This is a genomic window from Dolichospermum lemmermannii CS-548 (assembly GCF_028330815.1).
GTDB lineage: Bacteria > Cyanobacteriota > Cyanobacteriia > Cyanobacteriales > Nostocaceae > Dolichospermum > Dolichospermum lemmermannii.
In genome coordinates, this window is the sequence record NZ_JAQMTJ010000062.1 from 1 (window position 1) to 17,754 (window position 17,754).

Annotated in this window: 15 protein-coding genes and 1 pseudogene; 9 read left to right on the top strand and 7 right to left on the bottom strand. The window is 39.5% G+C overall.

Annotation, left to right across the window (positions count from 1 at the left end; translation table 11 throughout):
- Positions 1 to 150: 150 nt before the first annotated feature.
- From PN450_RS03300 to cbiE, 5 genes are all read right to left on the bottom strand, one after another.
- A complete protein-coding gene (locus PN450_RS03300) occupies positions 151 to 561 on the bottom strand; it encodes a hypothetical protein (protein WP_271835422.1) in 411 nt (136 codons plus the stop codon).
- A 166-nt stretch (positions 562 to 727) separates the two neighbouring features.
- Complete coding sequence (gene secF / locus PN450_RS03305; RefSeq protein WP_271835423.1) at positions 728 to 1,696, bottom strand: protein translocase subunit SecF; 969 nt, start codon at positions 1,694 to 1,696, stop codon at positions 728 to 730.
- On the bottom strand, positions 1,693 to 3,105 hold the full coding sequence (secD, locus tag PN450_RS03310; protein ID WP_148767140.1) for a protein translocase subunit SecD: 1,413 nt from the start codon (positions 3,103 to 3,105) through the stop codon (positions 1,693 to 1,695). Before secD ends, secF begins: the two co-directional genes overlap by 4 nt.
- 252 nt (positions 3,106 to 3,357) lie before the next feature.
- Positions 3,358 to 4,341, bottom strand: coding sequence for an alpha-ketoacid dehydrogenase subunit beta (locus PN450_RS03315; protein WP_148765632.1), 984 nt, complete (start codon positions 4,339 to 4,341; stop codon positions 3,358 to 3,360).
- Between the two features lie 643 nt (positions 4,342 to 4,984).
- The gene (gene cbiE, locus PN450_RS03320) at positions 4,985 to 6,193 is read right to left on the bottom strand and encodes a precorrin-6y C5,15-methyltransferase (decarboxylating) subunit CbiE (protein ID WP_271835424.1); all 1,209 of its coding nucleotides are present in this window, start codon (positions 6,191 to 6,193) and stop codon (positions 4,985 to 4,987) included.
- An 835-nt stretch (positions 6,194 to 7,028) separates the two neighbouring features.
- Here cbiE and cobG point away from each other — a divergent pair.
- The 4 genes from cobG (at position 7,029) to cobJ (ending at position 11,460) form a co-directional block, all read left to right on the top strand.
- Complete coding sequence (gene cobG / locus PN450_RS03325; RefSeq protein ID WP_271835425.1) at positions 7,029 to 8,438, top strand: precorrin-3B synthase; 1,410 nt, start codon at positions 7,029 to 7,031, stop codon at positions 8,436 to 8,438.
- A gap of 164 nt (positions 8,439 to 8,602) precedes the next feature.
- Positions 8,603 to 9,229 carry a precorrin-8X methylmutase gene (locus PN450_RS03330; protein WP_015083531.1) on the top strand — a complete coding sequence of 209 codons (627 nt, stop codon included), beginning with the start codon at positions 8,603 to 8,605 and terminating at the stop codon, positions 9,227 to 9,229.
- Positions 9,229 to 9,936 carry a precorrin-2 C(20)-methyltransferase gene (locus PN450_RS03335; protein WP_015083530.1) on the top strand — a complete coding sequence of 236 codons (708 nt, stop codon included), beginning with the start codon at positions 9,229 to 9,231 and terminating at the stop codon, positions 9,934 to 9,936. Before PN450_RS03330 ends, PN450_RS03335 begins: the two co-directional genes overlap by 1 nt.
- Before the next feature lie 81 nt (positions 9,937 to 10,017).
- On the top strand, positions 10,018 to 11,460 hold the full coding sequence (gene cobJ, locus PN450_RS03340; RefSeq protein ID WP_271835426.1) for a precorrin-3B C(17)-methyltransferase: 1,443 nt from the start codon (positions 10,018 to 10,020) through the stop codon (positions 11,458 to 11,460).
- Here the strand turns inward: cobJ and PN450_RS03345 are convergent.
- Together PN450_RS03345 and PN450_RS03350 are read right to left on the bottom strand one after the other, a co-directional pair.
- Positions 11,451 to 11,690 carry a hypothetical protein gene (locus tag PN450_RS03345; RefSeq protein WP_271835427.1) on the bottom strand — a complete coding sequence of 80 codons (240 nt, stop codon included), beginning with the start codon at positions 11,688 to 11,690 and terminating at the stop codon, positions 11,451 to 11,453. The two genes, cobJ and PN450_RS03345, sit on opposite strands and share 10 nt — an antisense overlap.
- A 405-nt stretch (positions 11,691 to 12,095) precedes the next feature.
- Entirely contained in the window at positions 12,096 to 12,644 is a 549-nt protein-coding gene (locus PN450_RS03350; RefSeq protein ID WP_148765621.1) for a pentapeptide repeat-containing protein, read from the bottom strand.
- 197 nt (positions 12,645 to 12,841) lie between these two features.
- Between PN450_RS03350 and PN450_RS03355 the strand changes: the two genes are divergently transcribed.
- The 5 genes and pseudogenes from PN450_RS03355 to PN450_RS03375 all read left to right on the top strand — a co-directional run.
- Positions 12,842 to 13,459 carry a hypothetical protein gene (locus PN450_RS03355; protein ID WP_213718631.1) on the top strand — a complete coding sequence of 206 codons (618 nt, stop codon included), beginning with the start codon at positions 12,842 to 12,844 and terminating at the stop codon, positions 13,457 to 13,459.
- A gap of 303 nt (positions 13,460 to 13,762) precedes the next feature.
- Positions 13,763 to 13,903 (top strand): hypothetical protein, encoded by a 141-nt coding sequence (locus PN450_RS03360; RefSeq protein WP_015083525.1) that lies wholly within the window; start codon positions 13,763 to 13,765, stop codon positions 13,901 to 13,903.
- Positions 13,904 to 14,036: 133 nt separating this feature from the next.
- Entirely contained in the window at positions 14,037 to 16,904 is a 2,868-nt protein-coding gene (locus tag PN450_RS03365; protein WP_271835428.1) for a glycerol-3-phosphate acyltransferase, read from the top strand.
- A gap of 332 nt (positions 16,905 to 17,236) precedes the next feature.
- Positions 17,237 to 17,398 carry a hypothetical protein gene (locus tag PN450_RS03370; RefSeq protein ID WP_168633488.1) on the top strand — a complete coding sequence of 54 codons (162 nt, stop codon included), beginning with the start codon at positions 17,237 to 17,239 and terminating at the stop codon, positions 17,396 to 17,398.
- A pseudogene (locus tag PN450_RS03375) lies at positions 17,388 to 17,754 on the top strand (hypothetical protein); the annotation flags it as partial. The gene PN450_RS03370 and the pseudogene PN450_RS03375, both read left to right, overlap by 11 nt.

Consider the following 17,754-nt stretch of genomic DNA (forward strand, 5'->3'; position numbering starts at 1 on the left):
CAGCAAAAAAAAATCAAAAGTAAGCGCAATTGCAATACCTGTCGTACTGGTAGTTGCCTTGAGCGTCTAGGAGGATAATTGACTATCCTTTTTAAGCAAGTCTTAAAGAATCTGCGTGTCTTTAGACCGCAGAGTGTCAATCTTCCCTGTTCATTGACAAACCCACTTCCATAGAGGGTGAGAAGATCCTTGTTGACGAATACGATAAACTTGCTTTTTTAATTTTTCCTGTTCTGCCAATGGTAATCCCCACAGAATATTGCGACTTTGCCAAACTAAAACAGAAGTTGTCACACTTATGCAAAAACTTAAACCCAGGGCAGATAGAGGATGAAAAATTAGTGCATACCGTAATCCTACCCAAGTAAAATATTGTTGTAACAAGGAAATTTCCACCCGTAAATCCCACAGGCAAACAGGGGCTATCATTAGCCACAAACAGCCGGCAAATAACCATCTGCCGTATACTGTAAGCTGATGTAGCTTTTGGATTTGTTGAGTAAAAGCAGAATCTACTCCCAATTCTTCTACCTCAATTTGTGGTTCTTCGGGTTTATCCATAGGAAGAGTATAGCTTGCACCTACAAAAAACTCTAAAATCTCGTTCCCAGTCTCCGACTGGGAATGTTTATTATTGCGGCTCTGCCGCTAGTGACAAGGAGGCTCCAGCCTCAAATTAGGCATTCCCAGCCAGAGGCTAGGAACGAGGTATTTTCCATGACTGAATTTAACTTTCTGGAGAAGTCACAGGGGTTTCAACTTGGTAATTTTGACTGCGTTCTCGCCACCAGATTAAGAGTGTACTGGCAATGAATATACTAGAATAAGCCCCCATTATAAAGCCGACAATTAAAGCTAGAGAGAAATAATGGAGCGTTTCTCCACCAAATAGGAAAATAGCAGTTAATGTCAGTAAGGTGGTTAAAGTCGTGTTGATTGACCGAGATAAAGTTTGGTTAACAGCATCATCAACAACCTCAGCAATTGGTTGTTCAGGATGAAGTTTAATAGTTTCCCGAATGCGGTCATAAATTACCACAGTATCATTGACTGAAAACCCTGTGATAGTTAACAAAGCAACAATGAAAAGACTATCTACCTCAACACCGAAAACTAAGCCTAAAATTGAGAAAACTCCAGTTGTGACGAGAATATCGTGAAACAATGCCACAATAGCTAATAAGGCATAGTCCAACTGAAACCGGAAAGCCATATAAACAGTTATCCCGACAAAGGAAACTATTAAAGCTAAGATTCCCGAAGTAAATAATTCCTTTCCTAAAGTTGCACCAACGGAGTCAATTTGGTTTTTTTGCGGGTCGAAAACGCCGATTTTTTCAGTTAAGGCAGTTTGCAACTTTGTCCGCTGTTCTGTTTCCAGGTTTTTTGTGCGAATAGTAATGCCATTTTCTTGGCCATTTTCTGATATTAATTGAATACTACTATCTCCAAGTCCCTGGGATTTGGCGACTTCTCGCACCAGATTAATATCTATTGGCTGGTCACAGTTACCAGGTTGGCCACAGTCCCGGACAAATTGCAACCTTGTTCCCCCAATAAAGTCCAAACTGGGACGCAGAGGTGCTTTGATACTGGGATTGAGTGTGGATATCACCATAGAGATGATACCCACCAGGATAATCACAGCGGAAATACTCCACCAAGTAACCCTGGCTTTGTTAATATCTAATCTCATCGTGCCACTCCTGTCTTATTTGTTACTGGCACATTAGGAGCATAAAATTCTGTTTTCCGCAAAGAGGGAATGGAAATAACTAAAAACATCAATGTGCGACTACAAGTAATTGCGGTAAACATACTCACCCCTACGCCTAAAGCTAAGGTCAGAGCAAAGCCTTTGACTAGTCCTGAACCTAACCAAAATAATGCAGCACAAGCAATCCAGGTAGTAACGTTACTATCTAAAATGCTAGAAAAGGCGCGGTAAAAACCGGATTCTACAGAACGATACAAAGATTTACCTGATTGTAGTTCTTCCCTGGTGCGTTCAAAAATCAAAACGTTAGCATCAACTGCCATACCGATACTGAGAATAAAACCCGCAATTCCTGGTAAAGTGAGGGTGACACTCAGTAAACAAAAGGTAGCCCAAGTCAGTATGGAGTAAATTATTAGTGAAACATTGGCTATCATTCCCGGTAGGCGATAGTACCACACCATAAATATTAATACTAAAATCAGACCACCAATACCAGCGTAGATACTTCTTTGAATACTATCTTTTCCTAAAGTAGCCCCTACCGTTCTTCTTTCCGCAATTTCCACAGGAACAGGTAATGCACCACCGCGTAATTGTACGCCTAAATCATTGGCTTCTTGGGCTTGAAAACGACCTGTAATTACCGCAGAACCGCCAGTAATCCCAGTAGCAGCAAATTCTACACCTACACTAGGTGAACTGATCAGTTCATTATCAAGGAAAATACCGATCCCACGACCAGTGCCAGCGAGGTCTTTTGTGAGTCCAGCAAAGAGTTCACCACCCTTTTGATCAAAACGGATAGCCACATCCCAGTTATTGCCTTGAGTGGGCTGACCGTAGGCATCCTGGAGATATTTACCAGTTAATGGTGGATTGGTACTTTCAAACAATTCCGCAACTGCTTGATTACTTTGATCAAACTCTTGCTTATTTTGATCAATTGCTGCTTGATCTTTACTCTTTTTCAAGTCTTCGCGCTTGGTTTTCAGGTCATTTTTTGTTACCTGAAGAGCAAAAAGTTGAGTTTCTGTATTCGGTTTTTGGACACGGAACTCTAACTGCGCTGTACCGCCTAATACCCGTTCTGCTTGTTCTGGATCATTGACACCAGGTAGTTGTACGGAAATCTTATCTGTACCGATAGTTTGAATTAATGGCTCAGAAACACCAAGACCATTAATCCGCCCTTCGACTACTTTTTTTACAGCTTCCAATTCTCTTTCGGTGATTTGGGGAATTTCCGCCGTTGGTTTCACCTGAATTGTAAGCTGTGACCCACCTCGTAAGTCTAGTCCCAAGGGGACAGGAATTGTCACAATCACCGTAATAGCGGCGATGACCAAAACTATAATTAACGCTAATAGCGATCGCTGTTTTTGCATACCATCACTCACAACTGACAAAGGTTATAATAACGTTCTTTTTGTCAGTTGTGAGGATAAATTTGGTCAGTAGTCATTGGTCATTGGTCATTGGTCACTGGTCATTGGTCATTGGTCATTGGTCACTGGTCATTGGTTCACAGTAACTGACAACTGTACGGGCGAAGCATTTGGAGAACTATTTTTTGCAATGATCGATAATTTATCTTCCAAATGCTTCGCCCCTACTGACAACGAACAACTGACAACTTCCTAAACTCGCAAAGCCACCATTTTCTGGACTGCTTCGACGATTTGCTCTGGTTGGATAATAGTTAGACGCTCAAGATTACCATTGTAAGGTGTGGGGATATCTTGAGAAGAAAGCCGCAACACAGGTGCATCTAATTCATCAAATAAGCGGTCATTAATAGAAGCAACTAATTCTGCACCAATACCCCCAGTTCTCATGCACTCTTCCACAACAATCACCCGGTGAGTCTTGCGAATTGATGCGCCAATAGTCTCAAAATCAAGAGGTTTCAAGGAAATTAAGTCAATAACTTCTGGATCATAGCCTTGTTTTTCCAAAACTTTCACAGCTTGCAGCACATGATACCGCATCCGCGAATAAGTGAGAATTGTCACATCCTTACCTTGACGAACAACTTCAGCTTTATCTAGCGGTAGCACATATTCTGTTTCTGGCAGGTCTTCTTTTAAGTTATAAAGTAAAACGTGTTCAAAAAATAACACCGGGTTATCATCGCGGATAGCTGCTTTCAGTAATCCTTTAGCGTTATAAGGTGTGGAACAAGCCACAATTTTTAAACCGGGAACAGCTTGGAAATAAGCTTCGAGACGTTGGGAATGTTCCGCACCAAGCTGTCTACCCACACCCCCAGGCCCACGAATCACCATCGGGATTTTAAAGTTACCACCGGAAGTGTAACGTAACATCCCCGCATTATTAGAAATTTGGTTGAAGGCCAGGAGCAGAAAGCCCATATTCATGCCTTCAATAATCGGTCTTAATCCAGTCATAGCCGCCCCTACAGCTATCCCAGTAAAGCTATTTTCCGCAATGGGGGTATCTAAAACTCGCAAATCACCATATTTTTGGTGTAAGTCTTTAGTAACTTTATAAGAACCGCCGTAGTGTCCTACGTCTTCACCCAGAATGAATACGCTAGAATCGCGGGACATTTCTTCGTCAATAGCTTCCCGCAGGGCGTTGAAAAATAGTGTTTCTGCCATTTAGACCTTTATCGCAATTTATCGTTATAGAATTTTATCGTGCCATTGTCCCGAATACAGTCAAGCCTAGCACTGTTGTTGAGAACATCAGATAATTCTTTATAATCCACTTTTTGCACGTAGCGGTAGAAAATTCATGATATCTGACTTGAAGAATAATTGCACGAAAAAATCACAAAAGTTGGTTAAAGTGGAGTAAAATACCAACAACATCTTTATCTAGCTGAATATAGACACTTACCAACAAAGACTGATTGGGGAAATGCGTTATTACTTCTATCTAGTAGTCTGTCAAATTTATTTTGACGGGTTTTTGGTAGTGCGGGCATCTTGCCCGCGTAAGCGAGACTACAGGTGGTGCAGGCATCTTGCCCGCGTGAGCGAGACGCTCACACTACAGTCCATCATTTTTATCTTGACAAACTACTAGTTTTGTTTGTACTTTTGTCTAGATCTCTAATTTTGACATACTCACCAACCTGAAGGTGCGGGGAAACACTTGACACTTCGCCAGAACCCGCCACAAGTGGTCTTATCGTCCCTCCATGTCCGTTTAAAGTCTCCCAATGCCCTATGGCGACTATGACCAAATTTTAACATAAAGCTGTCCTGGAAGGACGGGGCTTGTGTCTCGTCTTTTCGGTCAATTTTTAACTCCTACCCATTGAGTCACAGGAGACATTGCTTTCCAACCTAAAAACTTTCCAATCGGTTCTGCGCGTTGAATAGCAATGCGGGTAAAGTTTCCTCCCACTTTTTCATACCATTGATATAATCTTTGTTCACCTGCCAAAGTGACAACATTAACCACCATTCTACCTCCAGGAAGCAAGACATTCCAGCAATTTTCTAATATTTCTGATGCTGTCACACCACCACCAATAAAAATTGCGTTTGGTGCTGGTAAATTTGGGATAACTTCTAACGCTTTACCTGCCATAATTTGTAAATTTGGTGTTCCCAAAGCAGCCGCATTATCAGCAATATAATTTAGTCTAGTGGAATTTTGTTCAATAGCGATCGCACGACATCTTCTATCAATTCGCAACCATTCTATAGAAATAGAGCCACAACCAGCCCCCACATCCCACAGCAATTCCCCCGGTAAGGGTGCTAAACTCGATAATGTCACCGCGCGGACTTCCCTTTTCGTCAATTGTCCATCATGATGAAAAGCATTGTCAGGTAAACCGGGAAACCTCGATAAACCCACAATTCCCCTATCAGCAATACATTCCACCGCAATAGTATTTAAAGCCGCAATATTTTTTCCTTGCCAGTTAGTAGCGATATCTGTTATGATGGTTTCTTCAATATTATCCATTTTTTCTAAAACGGTAATTTGACTATTACCATAACCGCGATTTATTAAAATTTCTGCCACATGAGCAGGAGTATTTTTTCCCTCACTTAAAATTAATAATTTTGCACCGGGATAAATATAAGATTGCAGTAAAGAAACCGGACGACCACATAAACTTAAAGTTTCCACGTCTGTTAATGACCATCCTAATCGAGAACAAGCCAGACTAAAAGCCGAAGGTGCGGGAATAATTGTAATTTCAGAAATATTAATATCTTTAAGAATAGTTGCACCCACACCATAACATAGAGGGTCGCCACTAGCTAAAATACAAACTGCTTGACCACGACGACTAATAATTTCAGTTATGGAAGTTTGAAAAGGTGATTTCCAGGGAATTTTTTCCCGGTTGTCGTCAGGTGGTAACATAGAAAGATGACGTTCCCCTCCAAAGATAATTTGAGCTTTATTCAAAAAAGAAAGAGCTATGGGACTTAACCCTGCTAAACCATCTTCACCAATACCGATAATTGATAACCATTTTTGCATAATTCGTGAGGTTGTTTGTTTTGCTGGAATATCGCTTTTATTACCTTACAGTGCCTCACAAAGTTTAGTATTGATTTCATATATTCTGATCGCATCGCTATAATTGTTGGTAGCATTGAGATATGGTTTCATGCGAGCTTCTGAAAAAGCCAGTACAATATCTTTTAGGTCATCCTCTGTTAGTTTAGGTTCAGGCATTGACAAATATTATAATTTTTGTTATGTTTGATAGTGTGAACTTCAAACCGTCCTATGTCTCGTTTGACCGAGTTACGACCCTGGCGTAAAGAAATTAATTTTATCTTCTAAGACAGCCTCCTAAATGTGACAATTTTAGGAGTTTCTGTCATTAAAATGAATTTAACTCTTCTATATAAATATCATATAAAGTAGACAATATTTTTTAAATTACTGAATATTTCGTGTATTTATCAATATTTGGAGAAATTTTGCTCCAGAAAGTTCTACAAAAATATCCTGTCAAATTCATTGTTTATGATGAAATAACGGGAGTAATAAAATTAATCCACATTCCTAAAGATATCAAGAATTTGCGAAATGTGGGTTTAAACTCTTACCTTTGCGTCTTTGCTCCTTTGCGACTTTGCGCGAAACAAAATTGATTGACAATAGCCAAAAATACCATCTCATGGTAGACTACTATATCTGAGAGTTAGGAAACTTCGGTTCGATTCCGAGACTGTGCCGCAACTGTAAAGCAATTTGAGACGATTGAAGTTTAATTAAAAATCTCACATTGAGTAAGTCAGAATGCTAACTCTCAAGTGTTCACTTCCATTCTGTCTCTGCGTCACACAGAGAAGGAGTTATAATTTTGCAAATTCCATTTACCGCTTGTCCAGGATTATTTTACAGCACACCAGCCCAAGACGGTCTTCTTTATCGGCTAAGAATACCAGGGGGAATCATCAATTATCAACAATTTCAGACTATTGCAGATATTGCTGATAATCATGGTAGTGGCTATATTGATATCACTAATCGCGCTAATATTCAAATTAGAGAAATTCAACAAAGCATAAATATTGAAGTTCTAAAAAAATTCCAAGCATTAGGTTTAGCTTCTACCAATGCCAAGATAGATCATGTCCGCAACATCATGACCAATCCCACAGCGGGTATTGATACAGAAGAATTAATAGATACTCGTCCCTTAGTGAAAGATTGGGAAGAATATATTACCGCACATTCTCAGCTTGGTGAATTATCTGCAAAATTTAGCGTTTGCTTCGATAGTGGAGGCAAAGTTTCCGTAAGATATCAACCCAATGATATTATATTGGCAGCAGAATTAAATAACAGCAATGTATATTTGCGGTTATATCTCAGCTATGGAGAAAAAGGAGAACCAGCAAAAGACACAGGAATTGTATTCAAACCAGAAAAGGCAATAACAGTTTTAGAAGCATTAGCAGAAACTTACCTCAAACACATAGACACTAAAAACCGTCGCAAATTACGGTTACGAGAAATAATCAATAACATCACAGTTAAAGAATATCTTCACCAAGTCCAAGAAAACCTCAACCCAGGTATACTGAAAATTATAAAAACTCCTCTCCGTGCCTCCGCGCCTCTGCGAGAAAAAACTCATATTGGCATTCATTCTCAACGCCAAACCGGATTATATTATATTGGGATAGTCTTACCATTGGGAAGATTAGAAACTGGGCAAATTAGAGGTTTAGCAAATATTGCCAAAAGGTATGGTGATGATAATATCAGGTTAACACCTTGGCAAAACTTACTATTAACCGATATTCCCCAAAACCAAATTAGCGAAGTTGAGCAAGAAATTACCAATTTAGGTTTAAACTCATCACCAACCGACATCAAAAGTTTTTTAGTAGCTTGTTCCGGGAAACGGGGTTGTGCTGCTGCGGCCACAGAAACTAAAGATGATGCCTTAAATTTGGTAAAATACCTGGACAGTCTGATGATTCTAGATTCTTCAGTCAATATCCACTTTAGTGGTTGTAGCAAATCTTGCGCTCAACACACACAAGCTGATATTACTTTACTTGGTATTACCACAGAAACCCCTGGCTATCAAGTTTATGTTTTGGGTCATTTACTTTATGAATATGTGACTATAGCGAAAATTCCGATTTTGATTCCAGAAATGTTGGCAGTGTATCAAAAACAACGTCTAAATTTACAAGAAACCTTTGGACAATTTATTCAGCGTCACAGCCACCAATTAAATCAATTATTTAAGTATTAATGCCAAATATATTTCACATTTCATTTGTCTGTATGCTTTATCCAATCAAGGATACAGAATAAAAAAATAGGAAATTAATATTGCACAGGTACTTATCTAATCATCTTAATCAAATAAATCACAAAAATCACAGTCCAATTTAACGTTTACAACCTAAAAATCTCATGTTTGATTACATCCGTGATGGTAACGAAATATATCGTAATTCCTTTGCAATTATTCGGTCAGAGTCCAACCTGGAAAGATTTCCTGAAGATGTAGCGAAAGTTGCTGTTCGCATGATTCACGCCTGTGGAATGACGGATATTGTCAATGACTTAGAATATTCATCTACAGCGGTAGAAGCCGGAAAAAAAGCCCTAATTGGCGGTTCACTGATTTTGTGTGATTCTTACATGGTAGCGGAAGGTGTTACCAGAAAAAGATTACCCAAAAATAATAAAGTTCTCTGTACCCTGAATGATCCTGAAGTGCCACAATTAGCCAAAAGATTAAGAAATACCAGGTCAGCAGCGGCTTTAGAATTTTGGCGTTTCCATATAGAAGGGGCAATTGTGGTGATTGGGAATGCCCCCACAGCCCTATTTAGGCTATTGGAAATGCTGGACGAAGGTATCCCCAGACCGGCGTTAATCTTGGGCTTTCCTGTTGGTTTCGTGGGTGCAGTCGAGTCAAAAGTCGCATTGGCCGCAGATAGTCGCAATGTCCCATTTATGACTTTACATGGTAGACGGGGCGGAAGTGCGATCGCTGCGGCTGCTGTTAACGCTTTAGCAAGTGAGGAAGAGTAATGACTAACTCTGGAGGTCGTCTTTATGGAATTGGTGTGGGACCTGGAGACCCTGAACTCATCACCTTAAAAGCCTTGCGTCTCCTCCGTTCTGCCCCAGTTATCGCTTATCAATCAGCTACAGATAAAGAAAGTATTGCCAGAAAAATCGTTTCTTCATACTTGGATAATAGTCAGATTGAGGTAGCATTTCATCTGCCTCGCGCCTTAGAACCAGAAAAGGCTAAATCTATCTATGACCAAGAAACTCAACCCATTGCTGACCATTTAGCAGCAGGTCGGGATGTGGTGGTTATCTGTGAAGGTGATCCGTTTTTCTACGGTTCATTTATGTACCTTTTTACTAGGTTAGCTGATAAGTACAAAACGGAAGTCGTCCCCGGAGTTTCCTCACTTATGGCCTGTCCGGTGGCTTTGGGTTTACCATTCACCTATTACAATGATGTCCTGACGGTTTTACCTGCACCATTACCAGTAGAAGTTCTCACTAATCAGCTTTTATCTACTGATGCTGCGGCGATTATGAAACTTGGTCGTCATTTTCCGAAAATTAGGAATCTTCTCCATGAATTAGGACTAGCTTCACGGGCTAGATACATTGAACGGGCTACAAGCACACAACAGCGGATATTGCCCCTTGATGAAGTTAATCCAGAAGATGTACCTTATTTTTCTATGATTGTGATTCCTACTAAAAGTAAGTTGTAGTTGTCACAAATTATGTTTCGCGCAAAGGTACAAAGAAGCAAAGGCGCAAAGGTTTAAGGGTTTACAGGATTAGGATTTTCTATGAATACAAGGGTATCCCCTGGGGTTGTGGTTTTGAGTCAGAATAGCGTTATGGTGGGGCGAAAAATTACCAATGTCTTCCCCGGTGCGAAACTATATGGTTTAGTTAATCGTACTCATGATGTTGATATTAGCTTTAGCAATTTTGGCGAAACTGTGCGAGAATTATTCGCCGCTGGTACACCCATAATTGGTATTTGTGCGGCTGGTATTCTTATTAGAACAATTGCACCTTTATTGACTGACAAAGGACAAGAACCGCCAGTTTTAGCTGTAGCGGAAAATGGTAGTGCTGTAGTTCCACTTTTGGGTGGTTTAAATGGTGTTAATGATTTAGCGCGTCAAGTCGGGGAAGCACTTAATATAAAACCAGCAATTACCACCACAGGAGATATCCGCTTTCATACTGCTTTGTTGTCTCCTCCCTCTGGATATCATTTAGCTAACCCAGAACATGGGAAAAAATTTATTGCTGATTTATTAGCGGGGGGAAAAGTTAGGTTAGAGGGAACAGCACCTTGGTTGAGTGAGAGTAATTTACCTATTGATGAAAATGGTGAGTTAATTATTCAAGTTACCGAAAATTTGGGCAATCCTAGCTGTAATTGTTTAGTGTATCATCCTGCCAAGATAGCGATCGCCATATCAACTAAAATTATTAACCCCACCACAGGACAACCCCAGGGAAAATTAGCTATTATTGGTATAGGTCCAGGTGCATCTCAATGGATGTCACCGCAAGTAAAAGAAATTCTAGCAGCAGCAACGGATTTAGTTGGTTATAAAACCTATATTAATTTAATTGGACATCTTGCCGATGGTAAGCGCGTCCATGAATCAGATAATCGAGTAGAAGCAGAAAGGGCATATCAGGCCTTAGAGTTAGCCGCAGAGGGAAAATATGTAGTAGTTGTATCTTCTGGCGACCCCGGTATTTACGCAATGGCGGCGGCTGTTTTTGAGGTTTTAGAGCAATATCATAAACCAGAATGGCAAACAATTGATATTCAAGTCGCTCCTGGTATTTCTGCTATGCAAGCCGCAGCAGCCAGGATTGGTGCGCCTTTGGGGCATGATTTTTGTGTGATTTCTCTCTCTGACATTTTAAAACCTTGGGAAATTATCGCTCAACGCATTACCGCTGCGGCTATAAGTGATTTTGTGATTGCTTTTTATAATCCTGTATCAAAAGAACGCACTTGGCAACTAGCAGCCGCGAAAAAGATTTTAATGGAACACCGCAAACCTCATACCCCAGTCGTCTTAGGACGAAATCTAGGGAGGAAGGGAGAAGAAGTTAAGGTAATTACCCTGGAAGAGTTAGAACCAGCATTAGCAGATATGCGAACTGTCATTATTATCGGTTCTTCCCACACGCGACAAATTCAGCAGGATAATCATATTTGGGTTTATACTTCCCGCCGATATAATTCTCAGGAATGATGTTTTTTATATGAATAATAATATCCTTCTTCTTTCTCTTTTGTCCTTTCTCCTTTCTCCTTCCTTCTTCTTTCTTTCTCTTTTGTCCTTTCTCCTTTCTCCTTCCTTCTTCTTTCTTTCTCTTTTGTCCTTTTTCCTTTCTCCTTCTTTCTCCTTCCTTCTCCTTCCTTCTTCTTTCTTTCTCCTGACTCCTGACTCCTGACTCCTGACTCCTCTAAGATATAATCCACTTAATTATGTCTAGTTTATATCGGAAAAAGACTTGATTTTTTTATTCTGATCATCAACAATAAAAACATCATGTTCCAGACATGATTGTAGCCAATAAAAGTGACAGAAGCCCTAATAATGTCCGCCCTCGCGGACATTTTACTTATTAAAAATTCTTGTCAGCTTTTTACAGGCATTTTTAGATAAATGAATCACATTTTTAGATCTCACGCAGAGGCGCGGAGGCAGAAAGGAGATAGGAAGAAGGTAAGACAAAAATTGAAGTGTTATTTAAATAAATCAAAAATCTCAAATAATACAAATTATGATCACATAAAAGGCGAGTAACCCCGCCTATGTTAATCTATTTATTTCATGCTTTTTTCAAATTGGTGTTATATTGATTTTGCCAGGTTGTCAAAATATCAATAACTACCAGCCCAAGTTATCCATTTATGGGATAAACCTATATGCAAAATTTCTCCAGTTATCTCAAGTTCAGTTATGATAGTTGTTGTTAAATCAACGCCCATTAATTCGGCTTCATTGATATTACTATCAATTAAATTGGCTTTATGGAGATTTGCACCGGTCAAGTCAGCACCACTCATTTCTGCTTGACTAAGGTTTGCACCTACCAAGTTTGCTGAAGTTAAATTTGCAGTTCGCAAATCAGCACGACTCAGGTTAGTTTTTTTGAGGCTGACTCTGGTTAAATCAGCACCAATTAAGTTGACTTCACTTAAGTTTGCATTTTCTAAATTTGCTCTACTTAAATCAGCATTAGTTAAATTTGCTCTACTAAGATTACAATCGCTTAAATTTGCCATACTAAGATCAGCACCGCTTAAATCTGCTGCTTCTAAATTTATTCCTCTCAAATCAACATGATTTAACTTAGCTTGGTGCAGATTTATGCCAGAGAAATTCCTTTCTCCTGATTTATATGACTTCAGGAGTTTTCTAGTGTCCATTATTCCACCTCTTTATATCTACAGGTGAGTTATTACACTTCCCAAACCACAAACAATTACTTGAGTTTCTAGCGACTAAAATTATTAGCTAAAAATCGTATATTCATTATACTCTAATTAAGAAGCTAATTAAATAAACGTTAGAATTTAGTTAGGTTATAAAAAAACATAGCAATACTTACATCAATAATGCTTTTATGACAGCTAATTTAATATCTCATTCCCCTTCTGACTTTATCACCTCCTTATCCCATACTGCTACTGCGTACCGGGAAGGAAATCAAGTTCCCTCGGCTGAAGTAATCGTAAATGCGTTGCTGGAAGCGGAAAAAACCGCAAAGCTACAAAAGTTAAATTACCCTTTTGAATCTCTGGGTGGTAAATGGCGACTTTGTTTTGCTACTGGGACTAAAAAAGTTAGAAACCGGGGCGGAATTATTTTAGGTAAGGGTTGGTATGTCCCGAAATTTACGAAAATTCATCTTTGTTTTAGTAGCACAGAAGAACAGACTTTAGGAAAGGGGGAAATTGCTAATCAGGTCCAATTAGGAGGGATTTTCTTGAAACTCACAGGACCAATAAAATATTTAGGAAAAAAGAATTTATTGGCTTTTGATTTTACCCAAATGCAAATTAGTTTATTTAATTGGATGTTTGTCAATAAACAAATTCGCTCTGGTAAAGTTGAAAGTGGGAACTTTGATAACCAACCTATAGCTAAATTACCTTTTTTTGCTTTCTTTCTAATTACCGAAAACTTGATTGCTGCCCGTGGTCGTGGTGGTGGTTTAGCACTTTGGATTAAGGATAATTAATCTTTTCGGCAATAAAAAACCCCTCCCCGCTTGCGAGGAGGGGGCTATGATTTAGTTTATTAAATTCGGTAAAAAGTAGATAAATCAAATTTTAATTTATGAAACTTCTCAATTTCTCTATAGAGAAAGAAATAAACACTAATTCTCATGGTCACAGCACAAACAATTAAAAAATAAATCCGCTATTACCTGCTGTAGCCAAGCTGAAAAAAATCGTAATGAGAATTTAACACCATCTGGCAACAGAAGGATTAAAATCAGAACGGACAGATTAGCCCTGTAATCAAGGAGGCTTAGAAAACAATGTCCGATTTAAATCGCGGAATTATGAAATTTGAAGGTGCAGATTCACCTAAACTAATTACCATCTCCACTGTGGTACTTTTAGGATCAATTGCTGGACTGATTCTATGGGCGCTTACTGGTGCTTATGCACTAGGATAGATTCCGAGAATAACAATTCAGGACACTAGCAAGTAAGACTACCATTGCTCTCTAGTGTCCTATATAGTAAATAGCTATTTTTGTTAACAACAAACTGAGAAATTTCCGCTCTAAAATTTTAGATTATAAAATAATGATTAATTTTTTTGGGATCTTAATTATTTTAATTTTTTGTCCACTGTTAGGGGCAATACCGCTCATTTCCTGGATTACTTATGCCCTGAGTGGTAAAAAATTAGCCAATATGGGGACAGGAAATATTAGCGTTGCAGCGGCATTTTATCACGGTGGTAAATTAGCAGGAAGCATCTGTGTCGTCTCTGAAGCCGTCAAGGGCGTTGCTGTTGTCACAATTGCCCAATATTGTTTTCCTTCACAACCATTCTCCGAAATTATCGCTTTAATTGCCTTGGTTATCGGTAGATACGTGGCTACTAAAGGGGCAGGAACAACAAACGTCGCTTGGGGATTGCTGGCACATGATCCTTTGGTAGCTGCCTTTGTTAGCTTACTTGCAGCTATTGGCTTTTTGATTACTCGCTCTAAAGAAACAATTAAATTAGGGGTATTAGTCATATTTCCCCTATTTGTGGGGATTGTCCATTCCCAGGATATAGCCAGAATTATCGCTGCTTTTGCCTTGTCGGCATTAATTTACTGGATTTATAACCAAATTCCTGATGATTTAAATCTCCCAGTTGAGGAAGCAAATCCAGAATCTCAACCAATGATGGCATATTTAAATAATGAGGAGAAGATTATTACTTTAGATGATGACTTAGATGGGGAAGTCGTAGGAGCTAAATCTGCAACATTATCGCAACTTAAACGTTGGGGTTATGCAGTTCCGAAAGGTTGGGTATTATCTCCTGATGATGATCCCACACCTTTAATTGATTTTCTGCAACCATCACAACTTTCACCTTTAGTAGTGCGTTCTTCTGCCATTGGGGAAGACTCACAACAGGCATCAGCCGCGGGACAGTATGAAACAATTTTAAATGTGATCAGTAAGGCAGAACTGCGACAAGCGATCGCTCAAGTCCAAGCCTCCTATAATCATCCCAGTGCCGTCGAATATCGCCGTCGTAGCAGTTCAGAGGATGCGGCAATGGGGGTACTCATTCAGCAACAAGTTCAAAGCGTATTCTCTGGCGTAGCTTTTAGCCGAGATCCTATTTCTCAACAGGGTGAGGGTGTAGTTATCGAAGCTGTATCTGGTAGTCCTACGCAAATCGTATCGGGAAAAGTGACACCAGAACAATATCTAGTCGTGGTTGCTGGTGATGAAAAATTGTCTTGTCTGCAATTTGAAGGCAATGGGAAAGTTCCCCAAGCATTAATTAAGCAAGTTGCATACCTAGCCCGTCGTTTAGAAAGACGTTATTTGGGTATTCCCCAAGACATTGAATGGAGTTATGATGGTCAAAATCTGTGGGTATTACAGGCAAGACCAATCACTACGCTTTTACCCTTATGGACAAGGAAAATCGCCGCTGAGGTAATTCCGGGAGTTATTCACCCCTTAACTTGGTCTATTAATTCTCCTTTAACCTGTGGTGTGTGGGGAGAAATTTTTAGTATAGTTTTGGGTGATCGTGCTAAACGCTTAGATTTTGCCACAACAGCAACATTGCATTATTCTAGAGCCTATTTTAATGCTTCCTTGTTAGGAGAAATCTTTTTGAAAATGGGATTACCTCCAGAAAGTTTGGAATTTCTGACTAGAGGTGCAAGTATGAGTAAACCTGCTCTAAATTCCACTTTAGCTAATTTACCAGGACTAACAAAGTTACTCAAGCGGGAAATTGATTTAGACAAAGATTTTAAATCGGATTATCGCCAAGTTTTCATTCCGGGATTAACCCAATTATCAAATGTCGTCATTGCCGAATTATCACTAGATCAATTATTAACTAGAATAGATTTAATTCTCAACTTATTACATCGGGGAACTTACTACAGTATTTTAGCCCCTTTGAGTGCAGCTATTCGCCAAGCGGTTTTGGGGGCAAAGACAGAGGAAATTGATAATAGTGTCACCCCAGAGGTAGCATCATTAAGAGCTATGCGTCTTCTGGCTGCGGATGCTAAACAAATCTTAATAGCTGGTAACTATGATTTTAAACCAGAACAAGTATTTGCACAATTGGCAGAAACGCCCGCAGGGGAAAGAATTTTAGATGAAATTGACGAATTGATTGAGGATTATGGTTATTTAAGTGAAGTCGGTACAGATATTTCTGTTCCCACTTGGCGAGAAAATCCCCAAATAGTTAGACAATTATTTATCCAGTTATTACAAGCACCTGAATTGCCAAATTTAGATGATTCCCGTCCCGAACAGGCAAATTTAGTCCAAAAACGAGTTGATCTGAAAGGACGGGTAACGGAAGTTTATTCTCGCTTGTTAGCTGAATTGCGGTGGACATTTTTGGCTTTGGAACAGATTTGGCTTGAGTCTAGGGTATTAACACAATTAGGAGATATTTTCTTTCTCCAGTTAGATGAAATTCGTGATTTAGTGATTAATCCAGATGTAGCTTTTAGGAATCATTTATTGGCATTAGTCGAAAAAAGGCGATCGCAATTTCTCCAAGATAGCCAAATTACGCAAATTCCCGCCGTAGTTTACGGTTATAATCCTCCTCACCCCATTGCCCCGGTAATTGATCCCTCTGACAACATTTTATTAGGTATTCCTGCCAGTCAAGGACAAATTCAAGGACGGGTGAAAGTAGTCCGAACTTTGCAAGAAGCCCATGATATTGATAAAAACACCATCCTTGTAGTTCCTTACACAGATTCCGGTTGGGCCCCTATCCTCGTGCAAGCTGGGGGTTTAATTGCTGAAGCTGGGGGTAAACTTTCTCACGGGGCAATTATCGCCCGTGAATACGGTATTCCTGCTGTTATGGATGTGCGTGGTGCGACGTATCTGCTACAAGATGGTCAGGAAGTTCGCATTGATGGCTATAAGGGGACGGTGGAAATACAATAGTCTAAAGCAACACCAGCATAAGCTTCTTTGTGTACTTCTTTGAGGGCGATAAAGGCAACTTGACGAGGGTTGGTCATGGAATATCAGGTAATTTATTTCAGAGTTGTCATTATACCTGGCAACATAAGTTCAAGGAGCAAATACTTAGAGTGCGTTAGTGGTAGTATAAAGCACCAATTAAAAATCCCTAAAAAGCTTATACAATCTGCTTTTTTAATTTTTAATTGTTAATTTTTAATTCCGCCCTGCGGCACTAGTGGTAGTTTTTGTTTTTCCAATAAGCAGACAATATTGTATACTTGACAATACATAGTCTATTTAACATTATATATATGCTAGAAAAGCAATTGGTTGAATTTGAGCTAGAAAATGGCGGTAAATTTCTAGTGGAAATTGAGGAATCAGAAGATACATCTCTTGCTACGGAGAGAGTCGCTTTACCATCTGGGCGAGAAACGCAGTGTACCAGGATTTATAGATTGTATGTCAACTGAAAATTACTTCCAAACCTTTAGAAGTGCGCTTGCTCGCATTTATAATAAAAACTGTAAAGTTGTTGGCGCTGATTTTTTAGTGAATCAGTACCATCTTCTTACCTTCCGGCTCTTTGGCTTTCCCCAAGGATATGATCTTGGTGTCTGGGCTAATGATGAACTGATTGATGCCCAAGCTACTCACTCGATACAGATAGAAGCCATTAAAGTTCCTAGATATCAGATTGAGCTTGGTTTTAGTGATTCTCCTGTGTGGGATAAATCATTACAGGGAGTTGTGGGTATGGCTGTACCCGCAGAGAAAAAGCGAAAGGGAGTCAAAGCGGCATTTAGGATGCCTACAACTCTGTTAAATA